Here is a 17,133-nt window from a genome sequence, read left to right on the forward strand (position 1 = left end):
AGGTTTCCCCTACTCTACAACTAAGGCGTGTAGTACGTTGCAGCGCCTGGACCTACTGGTAGACCGAATACGAATACCCATAGGTAGAACAAGATGCTCCAACCAAACATGAATACCATTGAGTAAGGCAACATTGTCGCGATCAGTGTACCGATACCTAGGTTCTTCATGTAGCGAGTTGCTACGGCAAGGATAAGACCGAAGTAGCTCATCATTGGTGTAATGATGTTGGTTGTTGAATCACCGATACGGTAAGCCGCTTGAATCGTTTCAGGTGCGTAGCCTACTAGCATTAGCATTGGAACGAAGATTGGCGCTGTTACTGCCCACTGTGCAGAAGCTGAACCGATCATCAGGTTAATGAAACCACACATTAGGATGAATGCGAAGAACAACATTGGACCCGTTAGGCCGATATCCTGAAGGAATGTTGCGCCGCCTACAGCAACCACTTGACCAAAGTTCGTCCACTTAAAGAAAGCAACAAACTGTGCAGCAAAGAATACAAGAACGATGTACATGCCCATTGAAGACATCGACGTTGCCATTGCATTAATCACATCACGGTCATTCTTCATTGAACCGGTAATTTTGCCGTAAACAAAACCAGGAATAGCAAAGAATACAAAGATAAACGCGACGATACTTTTCAGGAATGGAGAGCCTGAAATCGTGCCCGCCTCTGAACGTAGAACACCGTCAGCAGGAACAACAGTCCAAGCTAAAAGCGCACTCACGATTAATACAGCGACACCCGCCAATCTAAGGCCTTTCTTCTCAATAGCAGTAAGCTTACCCATTGAGTCATTTGAAAGATCTTCAGACGCGTCTTCGACATTGTATTTACCCAGTTTAGGTTCAACAATCTTCTCTGTTACCAATGCGCCGGCAATCGAGATAAAGAAGGTCGAAATAAACATGAAGTACCAGTTTGATTCAGGGCCAACAGAGTAAGATGGATCAAGCATTTGTGCTGCTGTTTCTGTGATACCAGAAAGCAGTGGATCAACCGTACCGATAAGTAGATTTGCAGAATAACCACCAGATACACCAGCAAATGCTGCCGCTAGACCTGCTAATGGGTGACGACCCAATGAGTGGAAAAGCATTGCTGCAAGAGGGATAAGTACTACGTAACCCAGCTCTGAAGCCGTGTTAGAGATAATACCGGCAAATACCACGGTTACAGTAACCATGCGCTGAGATGCGCCCATTACCATGCCGCGCATTGCCGCAGATAATAGACCTGAGTGCTCAGCAATCGCAACACCTAGCATTGCAACAAGTACAGTACCAAGTGGCGCAAAGCCAACAAAGTTCGAAACTAGATTCGTTACGATGAGTTGTAAGCCTTCAGCATTAAGTAAGCTTACAACGTGGATCATACCATCAGCAGCACGACCACTAGCACCTTCAGGGCGAGGGTCCATGACAGACACTTCAAAGTAACCAGCAATACCTGAAGAAACTAGGATTGCGACACAGAAGATAGCAAAAAGAGTGATTGGGTGGGGTAAAAGGTTCCCCAAATATTCAACGCTGTCTAAAAAGCGTGTGAAAATAGGTTTTTTTGGTGCGTTGTTTTTTATTGAAGCAGATGAACTCATCTGTTCCCTCCTTGTGTAGTGATTCCTGTGCAATTGTGACAAAGATGTTCAAATTGCCAGCGAAGGGTACGCGACAAAAATATCAATTAGAAATTCAAAATGTTACAAAGTGTGTAACAAACGACGACTTTTAACTCTATTTGAACAATTAATTAGCAAATAAATCTATATTAAACACAAAAACTAGATTTATAATTTACAACAACGCATTCACTAGAAATATAACTCACAATATAACCCATTGATTCACTTGAAAATAAAATACATCGTACGTTAAATACACACTCGATATCCGGTTAAGTTCCTCTCGAAGGAAAAGAAAAACAGACAAATGAATGAAGTTTGACTTTCCCCTCGTTTTTACACACATGTCACATCATATTGACGGTTATTTTTGAACCGCTTTAAATCTTGGATTGGATTTACAGATCACATAGTGACGCCCTCTACGCTTAACTATCTGGCAATCAGGGTGACGGCTTTTCGCACTTTTAAGTGATTTAACAACTTTCATTATTTAGCTCCCTTACCTAATTGACCAAAACGACGAGTGAAGTTCGCAACGCGTCCCTCTTTATGTAGCACTCGTTGTTTGCCCGTATAGAAAGGATGCGACTTTGGCGACACCTCAATCGTGAAGTAAGGGCAAGTATTGCCGACTTCCCATTCGATAGTACGGTCTGTTTTTAGCGTTGAGCCGATTAAGAAGTACTCATCGACACTGGTGTCATGAAAAACCACGGGACGGTAATCTGGATGGATATTCGGTTTCATTGTATTCCCCTTAAATAACCAACTTGATATGTTATAACACTACAAGTGACAATTGTTATCAAAAGAAAAACAAGCGATTTTATGATATTTTTCCGTCTTAATCGTAATCAGAGAACACCCAACTATGTACACAATTGAACCTGTTGGCTTTATTGAGTCTCCTTATAAAGAGAAGTTCGCTGTGCCAAGGCAGCCCAGGTTGGTACCCACATCCACCTCAAGAGTCAGATTGGTTGATGCAGCAAACTGCCTTGAGTCTGTTCGTGATATAGAGCAATTTAGCCATGTTTGGTTACTATTTCTGTTCGACAAGAACCTTGAAGCAGGCTGGAAACCAACTGTGAGGCCACCTCGCCTTGGCGGGAATGAACGTATTGGTGTATTCGCGTCACGTGCCACATTCAGACCAAATGGAATTGGCATGTCTGCGGTTGAACTAAAAGGTGTGTCTCAAGAGAAAGGACAGACTTGGTTGGATCTCGGCAGCGTCGACTTAGTAGACGGTACACCGATCATCGACATCAAGCCTTATATCCCCTATTCAGATTCGATTCCGGATGCATTGGGAGGGTTTGCCGCCGATGAACCAGAAGTGCTCGACGTTAACTTTTCGCAGCAAGCGCAAAGTAAGCTCGCAAGCCATCCACAAGCGCGCCATATCATTCAGGTGATCAAAGAAGTATTAGGCCAAGATCCGCGACCTGCCTATAAAAAAGGCAAGCCTGACAACAAGGAATATGCGGTAAATTTGTTCAATCTTAACGTGAAATTCGTGGTTGAAACGCTTTTCATCAATGTAACTGACATTGAACGCTTTTGAGATCCCAAATAGGCTGATATTATATGCGGCTATATCAGATTTGCTGTGGTTACGAACGACAGCAAGTTTTCTTTTATCAATGATGAAACGGATACCATAGAATGCGTACCAGTAACTACCTTCTTTCTACTCTGAAAGAGACTCCAAACGACGCAGAAGTTATCAGCCACCAGCTGATGCTACGTGCAGGTATGATCCGTAAGCTAGCTTCAGGTTTATATACTTGGCTACCTACTGGTCTACGTGTACTGCGTAAAGTCGAAAATATCGTTCGCCAAGAGATCGATAATGCAGGTGCCGTTGAAATCTTGATGCCCGTAGTTCAACCGTTTGAGCTTTGGGAAGAGACTGGCCGTTCTGAAAAGATGGGGCCTGAGCTACTTCGTTTCACAGACCGTCACTCTCGTCCATTTGTTCTTAGCCCAACAGCTGAAGAAGTGGTAACGAGTCTAGTACGTAACGAGATCAGCTCTTACAAACAGCTACCTCTAAATCTGTACCAAATCCAGACTAAATTCCGTGATGAGCGCCGCCCTCGTTTTGGCGTAATGCGTGCACGTGAATTCTCTATGATGGATGCGTACAGCTTTGATATCGACAAAGAAGGCTTAGAAAAGTCTTACCAAGCGATGCACGATGCTTACTGTAAAGCATTCGACCGTATGGGCCTTGAATACCGTCCAGTATTGGCAGACTCTGGCGCAATCGGCGGCAGCGGCTCTCAAGAGTTCCACGTTCTTGCTGAAAGCGGCGAAGACCTAATCGCATTCTCAACTGAGTCAGATTACGCAGCAAACATCGAAAAAGCAGAAGCACTTGCTCCTACTGAAGATGCAGCAGCACCAACTCAAGAGATGGAACTGGTTGATACACCAAATGCGAAAACTATCGCAGAATTGGTAGAGCAACACGGTCTAGCAATCGAGAAGACTGTTAAGACTCTATTCGTTAAAGCATCTGATGAAGTAGAAGCAGATATCATTGCTCTAATCATCCGTGGTGACCACGAGCTTAACGAAGTGAAAGCAGAAAACCTTCCACAGGTTGCTTCTCCATTAGAGATGGCTTCTGAAGAAGAAATCCGCGCACTTGTTGGTGCAGGTCCTGGTTCACTTGGACCTGTTGGCCTAGAGCTACCATTCATCGTTGACCGCTCTGTTGCTGTAATGAGCGACTTTGGCGCTGGTGCAAACGTAGATGGTAAGCACTACTTCGGCATCAACTGGGGTCGTGACGTTGAGCTTGCTCAAGTTGAAGATCTACGTAACGTTGTTGAAGGCGACCTTAGCCCATGTGGTCAAGGTACTATTCAGCTTAAGCGTGGTATCGAAGTGGGTCACATCTTCCAACTAGGTAATACTTACTCTAAAGCAATGAACTGTAACGTGCTTGGTCCTGATGGTAAGAGCGTAATCCTAGAGATGGGTTGTTACGGTATCGGTGTTTCACGTGTTGTTGCATCTGCTATCGAGCAAAACCACGATAAATTCGGTATCACTTGGCCAGACGCACTAGCGCCGTTCCAAGTTGCTATCGTACCAATGAACATGCACAAATCTGAGCGCGTTAAAGAAGCAGCTGAGAAGCTATACGCTGAATTAACAGCTATGGGTATCGAAGTTTTATTCGATGACCGTAAAGAGCGCCCTGGTGTTATGTTTAAAGATATCGAGCTTGTGGGTATCCCTCACACTATCGTTATCGGCGATCGCAGCATGGACGAAGGTAACTTCGAATACAAAAACCGTCGTACTGGTGATAAAGAAGCTATCGCAATGGACACGGTTATCGAGCACCTTAAGGCTCAACTAGCTTAGTAATCCGATTACTGACTAGATAAACATTGAAAGGCTGCCGTTAGGTGGCCTTTTTTGTGCCTGTCATTTCGCTTCAAACTCCCTTCTATTTATCAGTAGAGTAAATAACGTAAGTTAATCCCCTGTTCATCTTTAAATCCGTATATTGGTGTCATCAACTTTTTGGACATGCTCACCATTGGAGGTATCGATGGATATCAAAAGCTTACTGAACCAAGCACTTAAATCAGATCTCGTAAAACAAGGTACTCAGCAACTTTCACAAGGGTCTTCAAGTTTAAGTGGCCTTTCTCAAGGCAGCAATAGCAAGAGTAGCAGTAAAAGTACACTCGGAGCCTTCGGTGCAGGCGCAGTTGGCGGAGGACTGTTAGGTGCGTTAATGGGCTCTAAGAAGACTAAGAAAATGGGTAAGAAAGCGGCTGGGATTGGCAGCGCAGCAGCACTGGGCGCTTTGGCTTATAAAGTCTACAACGACTACCAGTCCAAACAAGGCCAGACACCTAACGCCGAACAGGCTCAGTTTGATGAAAATGATGCAAACCACAGCGTGCTGATTCTACGATCGATAATTGCCGCGTCTAAAGCTGATGGCCATGTTGATGAAGAAGAGATGGCTAAGATAGAGCAAGCCGTCGAGAATATGGGCGCTGATTATCAACTGACTAAATTGGTCTCTGAAGAACTGCATAAGCCACTCGACCCAAGCGAAATCGCTCAACTGGCAACGTCACCTCAACAGGCGAGTGAGATCTACTTAGCCTCTTTGATTGTGGCCGACGAACAGAATTTCATGGAAAAGGCGTACCTGAAAGAGCTCGCGAAACAGCTCAATCTTGCTGATGAAGTCACCTATCAACTTGAACAACAAGTCTCTGGCTAATCGGCAAGTACCAAACGAAGCCGTAAAGAACGGCCTAAGCAGCGAGCTAACCAAGTGAGATATTGAGCAAGGACAAACTAACTCTGAACTTAATCAGATCCACTTTGTTTTTGCTTATCTCTATGTGTATATTGAGATCAGTTATCATTTGGTTAGGTATAAAAATGAAAGTATACGATTGTTGTGATTTGGTGCGTGAACTGTATTCTCAAATTGGCAGTGGCGACCAAGGCTATATCCCTAAAGCGATCACCTGCGCAGTAAAAACATTGAATGACCTTGCTGCCGATGAGTCTCTTCCTAAAGAAGCTCGTGAACGTGCAGCCTTTGCCGCTGCTAACTTACTGATTTCAGATTTCGAGGACTAATATGAACCTCGCTAACTTTGAAAAAATGGATCCAGTGATGTTGATGAGCATCGTCAACATGAAGCTTCGTGACGACTTCGGCGGTGATTTAGATCGAGTGGTCAACTTCTACGAGATCGACAAAGCAGCATTGATCGCAAAGCTCGCGTCTGCTGGTTTTGAGTATCTTCCAGAAGCTAAACAGTTTCGATAGTCGTTAAAAAAATCTTCCTATTTAAAGGCCAACCTCTGTGTTGGTCTTTTTTTGTTGGTGATACGTAACAAGTAAACATGCAGTAAACCCGTTATAAATTATCTGTCTGCACCTATACTTTTATATCTTAGAGTCAACGAACGCGCCTTGAACCAAAGCGTATTGTTGTATAGGCTACCCAAACTAGCATATAAAACTCATCACCCAACTTGATGATAGTGAAGGATTAACAATGAAAAGACTCGGACTTTTAGCCGTTATCGCAGCCGCACTCACCGCAGGTTGCGCTTCAAATACTCAGCAAGACAACTTTCGCGAAGCCTCTTTTGAGCTGTGTAATACTGAAGTCGATATTTACTCTGTAAGCCATGATGAACGAGTTCGTATCGTCTGCTCTGATGGCTCTAAATTCGCTCTGAAAAGCGAAGATACACTAGAAGTGATGCGTGACATCAACATCGACTACTGCGATGGCGAAGGCCTAGGTAAGTTCAGTGAAAGCCGCCACTACTACTCTTTCAAGTGTAAGTCAGGCACCCTACTTAGCATCAAAAAGTAGAATCGACACAATCAAAGAACAAAGGGTTAATGTGAAAGCATTAGCCCTTTTTAGTACCCGCTTCTCTTCACTCTCATTCGCTGATCACCAGACACAAAAAAGGCTCCTATTAAGGAGCCTCTAGTATCATCGTTTTTCAAAGTAGTTGTTTGAAATTCTAGGAGAGCACGCGGAGCTTACGAATGTAAGTGAGCATGCTCGACAACGAAGTTCAAATCACTACGAAGAAAAATTAAGCATAAACAGGTAGACGCTTACAGATTTCTAATACTTTTGCTTTAGTCGCTTCGATAACAGACTCATCACCCATGTTATCTAGGATGTCACAGATCCAACCTGCTAGCTCTTTCGCGTCTGCTTCTGAGAAACCGCGACGAGTGATAGAAGGAGAACCGATACGGATACCTGAAGTAACGAATGGGCTACGTGGGTCGTTTGGTACTGAGTTCTTGTTTACAGTGATGTTTGCTGCACCTAGTGCTGCATCTGCTTCTTTACCTGTGATGTCTTTGTTGATTAGGTCAACTAGGAACAGGTGGTTCTCTGTAGAACCTGAAACGATGTTGTAACCACGAGCTAGGAATTCAGCAACCATTGCTTTTGCGTTAGCAACAACGCGTGCTTGGTATTCTTTGAACTCTGGCTCTAGAGCTTCTTTGAACGCTACTGCTTTACCAGCGATAACGTGCATTAGAGGACCACCTTGGCCGCCTGGGAATACTGCTGAGTTCAGCTTCTTGTAAAGATCTTCGCCTTCGTTAGAAAGGATTAGACCACCACGAGGACCCGCAAGCGTTTTGTGCGTCGTTGTAGTTACTACGTGAGCGTGTGGCACTGGGTTCGGGTAAACGCCTGCAGCGATTAGACCTGCTACGTGAGCCATATCTACGAACAGGTAAGCACCTACTTTGTCAGCGATTTCACGCATGCGCTTCCAATCACAGATTTGAGAGTAAGCAGAGAAACCACCGATGATCATCTTAGGCTTGTTCTCGATAGCCAGCTTTTCCATCTCTTCGTAATCGATTTGACCCGCTTCATCGATACCGTAAGGGATGATGTTGTAAAGCTTACCAGAGAAGTTTACTGGAGAACCGTGAGTTAGGTGACCACCGTGTGCTAGGCTCATACCTAGAACCGTATCGCCTGCATTTAGTAGTGCCATGTATACAGCGTTATTTGCTTGAGAACCTGAGTGAGGCTGTACGTTTGCGTACTCTGCACCAAATAGTTCACATGCACGTTCAATTGCTAGAGTTTCAACTTTGTCTACGTACTCACAACCACCGTAGTAACGCTTGCCTGGGTAGCCTTCAGCGTATTTGTTTGTTAGCTGAGAACCTTGAGCTTCCATTACACGTGGGCTTGTGTAGTTTTCTGAAGCGATAAGTTCGATATGCTCTTCCTGACGAAGAGTTTCTTCTTGGATAGCTGCGAATAGATCCGCATCGTAATCAGCAATGTTCATGTCACGCTTAAGCATCTGTATCTCCTGACTCAGATTGTACTGAAAGTTTCAAAAAAACCACACAACGACCGAAAGCAAACGTTTCCGTCACCGTTTTGATGTGACGCATTCTACATAATTTGATCTAGGTCATAAAGAGCTAATTGCAATTTTATCATGCAGTTTTTTCATAATCACAAATAAGATTCATCATGGTTATTTGGCTTATCCAACCAAAGATGGCGCTTACTGTCAATTTTACGCTTTACACCCTGTAAAACGCAGATTACATAGGTTTACCTTAATTTTGCCCCTCAAGCTACCGAAAGCTAAGGTTTTTCTCTACTATGCACGCCTTTATTGGTTAGGTAATTATAAAAACGATGGAAAAACACTCACGTAAAGAAGATTGGGTAGCGATTCTCACTGGCACGTTTTTAGTGGCGTTAGGCGTCTTCTTTTTACAGTCAGCGAACCTGCTTACCGGGGGCACTACTGGCTTGGCTCTGCTTTTGAGTCAATTCTTGCCTGTAACCTTTGGTATTTTGTACTTTGTTGCCAATTGTCCATTCTATTTATTAGCATGGAAACGATTCGGCCGTAGCTTTGCTATTAGCAGTGCGATTTCTGGTGCTTTAGTGTCTGTGTTTGCCGATCATTTATACTTAGTTATCTCGCTAGAAGTTCATAACGAGATCTATTGTGCTGTTGCCGGCGGCTTACTAATGGGCTTAGGTATGCTAATCCTATTCCGTCACCGCTCAAGTCTGGGTGGCTTCAACGTACTGTGCTTGTTTATCCAAGACCGCTACGGTATCTCGGTAGGTAAAACACAAATGGGTATTGATGCATGTATTCTGTTTGCATCGTTCTTCTTCGTATCACCTTGGGTGATTGCCGTTTCTGTATTAGGCACCGCAGTATTGAACATCGTATTGGCAATGAACCACAAACCAACTCGCTACTCGGTGAATTACGCGTCTTAGAGTTCATTACCTGCTCTGTCGTTGCTGGCACTCGATGCTCAAACTTCTCGCAAGTAGACTCGAGGCACGATATTCCAGCCATCACTAAAACAAAAAAGGCTTTGGGGAGCACTCCAAAGCCTTTGTAGAAGCCCAATCCTTTAAGGGGAATAAGAATCAAGCTTCTTAAAATGAAACAAGGTTAACCTTCAATCAAGAGAATACGAGTCTCGTAAGGACGTAAGACTTGATGATGTAATGCAACTGAAGTGTTCGCTTGTTGATAGTTAGACAACAGACTCTTCGCCTTAGTCATATCAAAACGTTCCGGTAAAACGCACTCCGCCTCTTCACCATAATAGTTGTTAATACACAGCAAGGTTTGCCCTTCGTTCTCACGTGCATATGCAAAAATGGATGAGTGATCAGGCAATAGATCTTGATAGCTGCCATCTGTAATCACTGGCACTTGTTTACGTAACTCAATCAAACTCTTATAGAAATAGAAAACAGAGTCTTTGTCTTCCAGTGCTTGCTCAGCGTTAATCCCAGGGTAATTATTCGCTACATCAAGCCATGGCTGAGCTTGTGAGAACCCTGCGTAAGGCTCACTGTTCCATTGCATTGGTGTACGAGAGTTATCACGAGACTTCTGCGCCAAAATCGCCATCATATCTTCATGAGCCACACCATCACGGTTCACCATGATGTCGTACATATTGGTACTCTCAACATCACGATACTGGCTAATTTCAGTATAGCTAGGGTTAGTCATGCCAATCTCTTCACCTTGATAGATATAAGGTGTGCCCTGCATCATGTGGACAGAAGCGGCGAGCATCTTGGCTGATTCAACTCGATATTGCTGATCGTTACCTAAGCGACTCACCACTCTTGGTTGGTCGTGGTTACACCAGAATAGTGCGCCCCACCCTTTGCCATTCAATCCCGTTTGCCAGTGGTTAAAGATCGATTTGAGCTGTAAGAAATCAAACGGCGCATTGGTCCACTTCTCACCATTGGTGTAATCGACCTTAAGGTGGTGGAAGTTAAACACCATCGATAGCTCACTGTTATCAACGTTTGAGTATTGCTGGCAGTGTTCCAACGTGGTTGAAGACATCTCGCCTACGGTCACGCTGCCGTACTTCTGAAATACGGCTTCGCTGATCTCTTTCAGGTATTCGTGTACACGTGGACCATCGGTATAGAAACGACGGCCATCACCGATATCATCATTAGGAAAGTCTTGCTGCTTCGAAATCAGGTTGATCACATCCAAGCGGAAACCATCAACGCCCTTTTCTGCCCAAAAGCTGATAACGTCTTTCACTTCTTCACGTACAACCGGGTTCTCCCAGTTGAGGTCAGCCTGTTCTTTGGCGAATAAGTGTAGGAAGTATTGCCCAGTCGCCTCATCTAGTTCCCACGCATTACCACCGAACTTAGACTGCCAGTTAGTTGGTGCTTGACCATCTACGGGATCTTTCCAAATATAGTAATCGCGGTAAGAGCTGTTTTTGTCGCCCAAAGCAGATTGAAACCATGCATGCTCTGTCGAGGTGTGGTTTACCACGATATCCATCACGATACGGATACCACGTTGGTGCGCTTCAGACAGTAATAAGTCGAAGTCTTCCATGGTGCCGAATTGAGGATTAATCGCGTAGTAGTCTGAGATATCGTAACCATTATCGATCATAGGAGATGCGTAAACCGGGGTTAGCCAAATCGCATCGACACTCAAATGTTTGAGGTAATCCAGTTTCGAAATGATCCCTTTGATGTCGCCAGTACCTTTACTGCCACTGTCACAAAAGCTCTTTGGGTAGATTTGATAGATGGTTGCGGTTTTCCACCAACTTTCATCATGCTCAGTCATCGCCATCTCTAACACTCACTTACCAGAAAATATAAAATAAAAACCACCATGCAAATCATGGTCGAATAGCCGTTATAACTAAAAGAAAAAGCTATAACTAAGAGAAAAAGCGATGGCTCACTTTGGAGTCATCGCTTATTTAATGCATTACGCGTTGGCGGTTTCTAGCTCGCCTTTCATCTGTGCTCGTTTATAGAAGAACAGTGTTAACGTGACGGGTAGTACAATCGCCACCAGCATCGCAATTAAGTAAACAGACCAATATTGCGGTTGAATCGATAAGATACCCGGCAAGCCACCAACACCGATACCATTCGCCATCACACCTGCACTACCACAGATTGCAGCCGCTGCAGCACTGCCGATCATTGCGCTCAGCATTGGGAATTTGTATTTAAGGTTGATGCCGTACATCGCAGGCTCCGTCACACCTAAGTAGGCAGAGATTGCAGCTGGAACCGAGATGTCTCGTTCACCTTCGCGTTTACTTAAGATAATGATGCCAACAACCGCTGAAGCTTGTGCAATGTTTGATAGTGCAATCAAAGGCCAAATTGGTGTCCCGCCTAAGTCTTGCATCAGTTGCAGATCCACCGCGTTGGTGGTGTGGTGAATACCCGTGATAACCAAAGGTGCGTATAGGAAACCAAAAACCACTGAACCAAGAATCGCAAAATCACCTGTCATTGCAGCTTTAGCCGCGAATGCCACACCATCGCCTAACATACGACCGAATGGGCCAATGAAAGCGTGCGCTAGAATCACAGACAAAATAATCGATACAAATGGCACAACCACTAGGTACAAGTAAGCAGGGACGATACGCTTAAGATTGGTTTCAATGAACGCCAAAGCCACACCCGCTAACATCGCTGGGATCACCTGAGCCTGATAACCGACCTTCTCTATCACGAACAGCCCAAAATCCCATACCTCAGGTACCGATTTACCTATCATGTATGCGTTCATGAGTTGTGGTGAAACTAAGGTCACACCGAGCGTGATACCCAAAATAGGGGTTCCGCCAAGCTTCTTAACCGTAGCCCAACACACGCCAACCGGTAGGAAGAAGAAAATAGCTTCGCCGATCAACCATAAGAAAGAGTGAACGGTTGCCCAGAATTGACTGATTTCAACGAGGGTTTTGCCGTCGAACATGCGAATGTCGCCAATCACATTACGGAAACCAAGAATCAAACCACCTGTAATGATGGCAGGCAGCAGTGGTACGAAAATTTCGGCTAAATGGGAGATACCACGCTCAAGGAAGTTCATGTTTTGACGAGCAGCCAGCTTCGCCTCATCTTTTGATGATGCCTCTTTACCTGTCTGTTCAATCAGAAGTGCGTACACTTCATCAACTTCAGTGCCAATCACAACTTGGAATTGGCCTGCATTAGTAAAACAGCCTTTTACTAGCTTCAGTTTTTCGAGTTCAGCTTTGTTGGCCTGCTCTGTATCGTTCAATACAAAACGCAGTCGAGTCAGACAGTGGCTGACACTCGCAATGTTTTCTTTACCACCGACTAACTCGATAAGACGCGCAACGTCTTGCTTCGCTATCTTACTCATACTACCCCACCCTGGTTTCATTCAATTACTAATCTAAACCATGCAAGCTATAATCACTCAGACTTAGACTTATGGGAACATTCCCAATTACGGTTATTATAATGCCCGTATGAATGATAAATTAAAATGGGAACAATCCCATTAATTGAAAGAGATCACACTCTAATTTTAATCTAAGCCGTTCAATTTCGCTTAATTGAGTGGATTATAGAATAGGAGATTGCGTATGATGAGAGATCTCTGAATTGCCTAAAAGCTGAGAGATCAATAGATTAGCAGCCAACTTACCTGCAGATTGGTAACCAGGATCAATGCTAAATACTCGTGGGAATAAGAAAGAGAGAAGATCATTACCACCAACGCCAGTGACGACCACATCTTCACGTTGTAGTTCTTGCAGACGCTTGATTACACCAAGAGCCAGCGTATCACTGGCACAAACGATCGCTTGAGTCGCGGGAGTTAACACCTCATCCACCAGCTGATAAGCACTTTCGTGATGAAGTTGACCAGTACGATAGTTTGCCACTGAACCTGTGTTTTCACACCAATCGAGATAAGCCTTAAGACGCAGTTCACCGGTTGATTTATCACTAGGATCAACCCCGATAAAGCCAACGTCAGAGATCCCTTGATCCGATAAATGCACCAACGCACTATTGATCACCTGTTGGTTATCATAGTTAATCGACGTCACGTTCTCGGTATCCAGAGCAATCACCACCGCTTTGTGTTCCCAAGCTTCGATTGCCGGAATATCGCAGTCAGTAAAACCAAATACAATAATGCCATCAACGTTACGACGCTTTAGAACTTGCAGGTGCTCATTGGCTTTATCTCTATCAAGTTGGCTTTCCATGATCACGACATCGTAATCCGCTCGATACAACTCGGCCAGCATCGTGCTAACGGCTTTGTTTTCAGAGGGAGAGTCCAAACGAGAGATAATCACGCCGATGACTTTTTGGCTGCCACCGCGCATCGATTGCGCAGACTTTGAAGGCGTGTACCCAGATTCTTGAATTACTCTTTCTACCCTTTCACGGGTTTCAGGTTTCACTTTTGGATCATTGGTCAGAACGCGTGATACGGTTGACTTACCAACACCGGACAGCTTTGCAATATCAAGAATAGTGAGTTTTTTGCTCATAAAAAGTCTAACGTTAAAGGGAAGAGAAGAAAAAGTGAGGGTAGATTCCCTCACTTAACTGTTTGTAAATACTAGCAGTTCTTACTATGACTTACTTTTGGCAATTTCGATAGACTACGCGACCAAGTTCTAGACGCGCATTGTCACCTTTCGTGCGCAAAGTGATGCTGTTAATCATCTCTGAAGTGCCATCATCTAAGATGTATTTGGTTCCTGAGCCCGCTGGAACTTGAGTCAGGCGGTATTCATTATCAGGCAAGCGTAGTACCGCTTTTTCATTATCAAGGTAAGACACATCAAACGAGACGTCAGACTCACATTGATAAGTCGCGAATTGATCATTCGATGTTGCGCTATCAGTCTCAGGGGCTGCTGATTTAGAGCACCCAACCAATGCTACTGTACATAGAGATGCTACCAACATAGCTTTCATACTTCGTTCCTCATCTTTATATAGTCAACGACACTTAGCCTATTCACAGGTTCGAACAAACCTAATGTAAGTGCCTAATGATAGGTCCATACCTTAGTGATAAATAAAACGTTTAGCCTTTTAAGAAAGCGGGTACGTCTTTAATGCTATCAAGTACCACGCTAGCCAACGCTTCACCTTTTTCAGTGATGGGTTTACCCGTTCTTACCAAGACTTTAGTACCAACACCTGCTGCTTCTGCAGCCATCATGTCTTCCGCTTTATCGCCGATCATGACCGAGTTAGCCATATCAATCTTCAGAAAGTCACGAGCAGAAATGAACATGCCTGGCTTTGGCTTACGACATTCACAATCTTGCTTGTAGTCACCAATACCGTGCTCAGCGTGGTGAGGACAGTAATAAATGCCATCGAGCTCGACACCATTATCAACAAAGTTCCAATCCATCCACTGCGTTAAAGAAAGAAAACGGTCTTCACTAAACATGCCGCGAGCAATACCAGATTGGTTGGTCACTAGCACCAATAAATAACCCATATCTTTAAACGCTTTCGCCGCTTCAAACACACCATCGATGTATTCAAAGTCATGCTCATCATGTACGTAGCCGTGATCAACGTTAATCACTCCATCACGATCTAAAAAAACAGCAGGTTTAGACAAAATTTTGTTCTCTATCAACTCTCTATTAATCATTAATTATTACACGCTTTATTTGCTTCATCACTATCTATTTAGTTTTGCGTTCGTTAACGATTTGTTTCTAGCTTAGCCATACAATCGACGTTTAGCCGTCTAGACGTAAAAATATCTATTGACTTAGATCATAGAACACCATAGCATCGTCTGTAAATCGAGCGAGCTATCGACATATTATTCTGTTCTACCTGCACGGGTTTCTCTATGATTAAAGTGAATCAAGTCAACAAGGTTTTTTATCAAGGCACTAAAGAAATCAATGCCTTAATTGATATCAACCTCCACATTCCTCAAGGTCAAATCTTTGGAGTCATCGGCTCTTCTGGTGCAGGCAAAAGTACCCTGATCCGTTGTGTAAATATGTTGGAAGCTCCGACCTCTGGTGAAGTGATTGTTGACGGTATCGACCTAACAAAACTCAGCAAATCAGAACTTAGCGAAGCGCGCCGTAACATCGGCATGATATTCCAGCACTTCAACCTGCTGTCTTCTCGTACTGTATTTAACAATGTAGCACTGCCTCTAGAACTTGCTGGTAAAGATAAAGCGATTATTGAAGCGAAAGTCAGCGAGTTACTTGAACTGGTTGGCCTTGCTGATAAGCGTGACACCTACCCGGCAAACCTAAGTGGTGGTCAAAAGCAGCGTGTGGCGATTGCTCGCGCACTGGCCTCTGACCCGAAAGTACTGCTATGTGATGAAGCCACCAGCGCATTGGATCCAGCAACAACTCAATCTATCCTTGAGCTGCTGCGTGAAATCAACCGCAAGCTGAACATCACTATCCTGCTTATTACACACGAGATGGATGTGGTTAAAAGCATTTGTCACGAGGTTGCGATCATTGGCGGCGGTGAATTGGTAGAGAAAGGTACAGTCGGTGACATCTTTGCTCATCCGAAGACAGAGCTAGCGCATCAGTTTATTCGCTCAACGTTGGATCTGACGATCCCTGAAGATTACCAAGCACGTTTGCAAGAGACTCGCGTAAACAGCAGCTACCCGCTGGTGCGTCTTGAGTTTACTGGTGCAACGGTTGATGCTCCGCTAATGACGCAAATCGCACGTAAATTCAATATCGATGTCAGCATCTTAAGTTCTGACCTTGATTACGCCGGTGGCGTGAAGTTCGGCATGATGGTCGCTGAACTGTTCGGTAATGAAGCAGATGATAATGCTGCTATCCAATTCCTACGCGACAACAATGTAAAAGTAGAGGTGCTTGGTTATGTCCTTTAGTTTCAACGAGATTGCTGACTGGATCAGCCTTAACGGTAACCTTCTATTAGGCGCAACAGGCGAAACGCTTTACATGGTTGCTGTTGCAGGCATTGTTGGCTTCGCGGTCGGTATTCCACTAGGCGTGATTCTGCATACGACTAAAAAAGGTGGCCTGTTAGAGAACACCAAAGTAAACAAGATTCTAGGTGCGATTGTGAACGTGGGTCGTTCAGTACCTTTCTTAGTTTTGATGGTTGCGATTATTCCACTGACTAAGATGCTGATTGGTACTTTCATCGGTACAACAGCAGCGATTGTTCCACTGACGATTGGCGCTATCCCATTCGTGGCTCGACTTATCGAAAGTGCACTACTTGAAGTACCAACAGGTCTAGTGGAAGCGGCCCAATCAATGGGCGCAACACCAACACAAATCATCAATAAGGTTCTGCTTCCAGAAGCACTACCGACTATCATCAACTCAGTAACGATTACGCTAGTGACTCTGGTGAGCTACTCAGCAATGGCCGGTACTGTAGGCGGTGGTGGCCTAGGTGATGTCGCGATTCGTTACGGATTCCACCGCTACGATGTGACCATCATGGCTGTGACAGTAGTGATGTTGATTGTGCTGGTACAAATTATTCAATCAATCGGTGATTCATTAGTTCGCCGCGTTGACCACAGATAAAGACTCACACATAAAGAGTAGAGTCGTCTGAACCTAATTAAATAGATTTATTAA

At 44.3% G+C, this 17,133-nt stretch carries 18 protein-coding genes; 9 read left to right on the top strand and 9 right to left on the bottom strand.

Annotated features, from left to right (window positions below):
• Positions 1-20: 20 nt before the first annotated feature.
• The 3 genes from AB4161_RS15590 to AB4161_RS15600 form a co-directional block, all read right to left on the bottom strand.
• On the bottom strand, positions 21-1,607 hold the full coding sequence (locus AB4161_RS15590) for an AbgT family transporter (protein ID WP_010436458.1): 1,587 nt from the start codon (positions 1,605-1,607) through the stop codon (positions 21-23).
• A 388-nt stretch (positions 1,608-1,995) separates the two neighbouring features.
• Positions 1,996-2,121, bottom strand: a complete 126-nt coding sequence (ykgO, locus tag AB4161_RS15595) for a type B 50S ribosomal protein L36 (protein WP_010436457.1) — start codon at positions 2,119-2,121, stop codon at positions 1,996-1,998.
• Positions 2,121-2,381 (bottom strand): type B 50S ribosomal protein L31, encoded by a 261-nt coding sequence (locus tag AB4161_RS15600; RefSeq protein WP_136982694.1) that lies wholly within the window; start codon positions 2,379-2,381, stop codon positions 2,121-2,123. Before AB4161_RS15600 ends, ykgO begins: the two co-directional genes overlap by 1 nt.
• 124 nt (positions 2,382-2,505) lie before the next feature.
• On the opposite strand from AB4161_RS15600, the gene tsaA reads away from it, so the two are divergent.
• The 6 genes from tsaA to AB4161_RS15630 all read left to right on the top strand — a co-directional run bounded on the left by tsaA (position 2,506) and on the right by AB4161_RS15630 (position 7,018).
• Complete coding sequence (gene tsaA, locus AB4161_RS15605; protein WP_017063354.1) at positions 2,506-3,201, top strand: tRNA (N6-threonylcarbamoyladenosine(37)-N6)-methyltransferase TrmO; 696 nt, start codon at positions 2,506-2,508, stop codon at positions 3,199-3,201.
• Between the two features lie 101 nt (positions 3,202-3,302).
• Complete coding sequence (locus tag AB4161_RS15610) at positions 3,303-5,018, top strand: proline--tRNA ligase (protein ID WP_060982540.1); 1,716 nt, start codon at positions 3,303-3,305, stop codon at positions 5,016-5,018.
• Between the two features lie 190 nt (positions 5,019-5,208).
• Positions 5,209-5,898 carry a tellurite resistance TerB family protein gene (locus AB4161_RS15615; protein WP_372083583.1) on the top strand — a complete coding sequence of 230 codons (690 nt, stop codon included), beginning with the start codon at positions 5,209-5,211 and terminating at the stop codon, positions 5,896-5,898.
• A 164-nt stretch (positions 5,899-6,062) separates the two neighbouring features.
• Complete coding sequence (locus tag AB4161_RS15620) at positions 6,063-6,266, top strand: YaeP family protein (RefSeq protein WP_008222923.1); 204 nt, start codon at positions 6,063-6,065, stop codon at positions 6,264-6,266.
• Between the two features lies 1 nt (position 6,267).
• Positions 6,268-6,459 (top strand): DUF4250 domain-containing protein, encoded by a 192-nt coding sequence (locus tag AB4161_RS15625; RefSeq protein ID WP_004738555.1) that lies wholly within the window; start codon positions 6,268-6,270, stop codon positions 6,457-6,459.
• Positions 6,460-6,691: 232 nt separating this feature from the next.
• Positions 6,692-7,018, top strand: a complete 327-nt coding sequence (locus tag AB4161_RS15630; protein WP_239849349.1) for a hypothetical protein — start codon at positions 6,692-6,694, stop codon at positions 7,016-7,018.
• Between the two features lie 232 nt (positions 7,019-7,250).
• On the opposite strand, the gene glyA is transcribed toward AB4161_RS15630, so the two are convergent.
• Positions 7,251-8,501, bottom strand: coding sequence for a serine hydroxymethyltransferase (gene glyA / locus AB4161_RS15635; protein WP_017066387.1), 1,251 nt, complete (start codon positions 8,499-8,501; stop codon positions 7,251-7,253).
• A gap of 347 nt (positions 8,502-8,848) precedes the next feature.
• Between glyA and AB4161_RS15640 the strand changes: the two genes are divergently transcribed.
• Positions 8,849-9,451, top strand: coding sequence for a YitT family protein (locus AB4161_RS15640; RefSeq protein WP_017060757.1), 603 nt, complete (start codon positions 8,849-8,851; stop codon positions 9,449-9,451).
• Between the two features lie 181 nt (positions 9,452-9,632).
• On the opposite strand, the gene treC is transcribed toward AB4161_RS15640, so the two are convergent.
• From treC to gmhB, 5 genes are all read right to left on the bottom strand, one after another.
• Positions 9,633-11,318, bottom strand: a complete 1,686-nt coding sequence (treC, locus tag AB4161_RS15645) for an alpha,alpha-phosphotrehalase (RefSeq protein ID WP_029235475.1) — start codon at positions 11,316-11,318, stop codon at positions 9,633-9,635.
• Positions 11,319-11,459: 141 nt separating this feature from the next.
• The gene (gene treB, locus AB4161_RS15650) at positions 11,460-12,884 is read right to left on the bottom strand and encodes a PTS trehalose transporter subunit IIBC (RefSeq protein WP_102319954.1); all 1,425 of its coding nucleotides are present in this window, start codon (positions 12,882-12,884) and stop codon (positions 11,460-11,462) included.
• Between the two features lie 205 nt (positions 12,885-13,089).
• Complete coding sequence (treR, locus tag AB4161_RS15655) at positions 13,090-14,034, bottom strand: trehalose operon repressor TreR (RefSeq protein ID WP_017060760.1); 945 nt, start codon at positions 14,032-14,034, stop codon at positions 13,090-13,092.
• 91 nt (positions 14,035-14,125) lie between these two features.
• Positions 14,126-14,467, bottom strand: coding sequence for an MliC family protein (locus AB4161_RS15660; protein WP_017060761.1), 342 nt, complete (start codon positions 14,465-14,467; stop codon positions 14,126-14,128).
• Between the two features lie 112 nt (positions 14,468-14,579).
• Positions 14,580-15,164, bottom strand: a complete 585-nt coding sequence (gmhB, locus tag AB4161_RS15665; RefSeq protein WP_017060762.1) for a D-glycero-beta-D-manno-heptose 1,7-bisphosphate 7-phosphatase — start codon at positions 15,162-15,164, stop codon at positions 14,580-14,582.
• 207 nt (positions 15,165-15,371) lie between these two features.
• Between gmhB and metN the strand changes: the two genes are divergently transcribed.
• Both metN and AB4161_RS15675 read left to right on the top strand, forming a co-directional pair.
• On the top strand, positions 15,372-16,406 hold the full coding sequence (gene metN, locus AB4161_RS15670; protein ID WP_017060763.1) for a methionine ABC transporter ATP-binding protein MetN: 1,035 nt from the start codon (positions 15,372-15,374) through the stop codon (positions 16,404-16,406).
• Positions 16,396-17,079 carry a methionine ABC transporter permease gene (locus AB4161_RS15675; RefSeq protein ID WP_017060764.1) on the top strand — a complete coding sequence of 228 codons (684 nt, stop codon included), beginning with the start codon at positions 16,396-16,398 and terminating at the stop codon, positions 17,077-17,079. The genes metN and AB4161_RS15675 overlap by 11 nt, the downstream gene beginning before the upstream one ends.
• Positions 17,080-17,133 lie beyond the last annotated feature (54 nt).

The organism is Vibrio sp. 10N.286.51.E5 (assembly GCF_041469125.1).
GTDB classification, from domain to species: Bacteria; Pseudomonadota; Gammaproteobacteria; order Enterobacterales; family Vibrionaceae; genus Vibrio; species Vibrio crassostreae_C.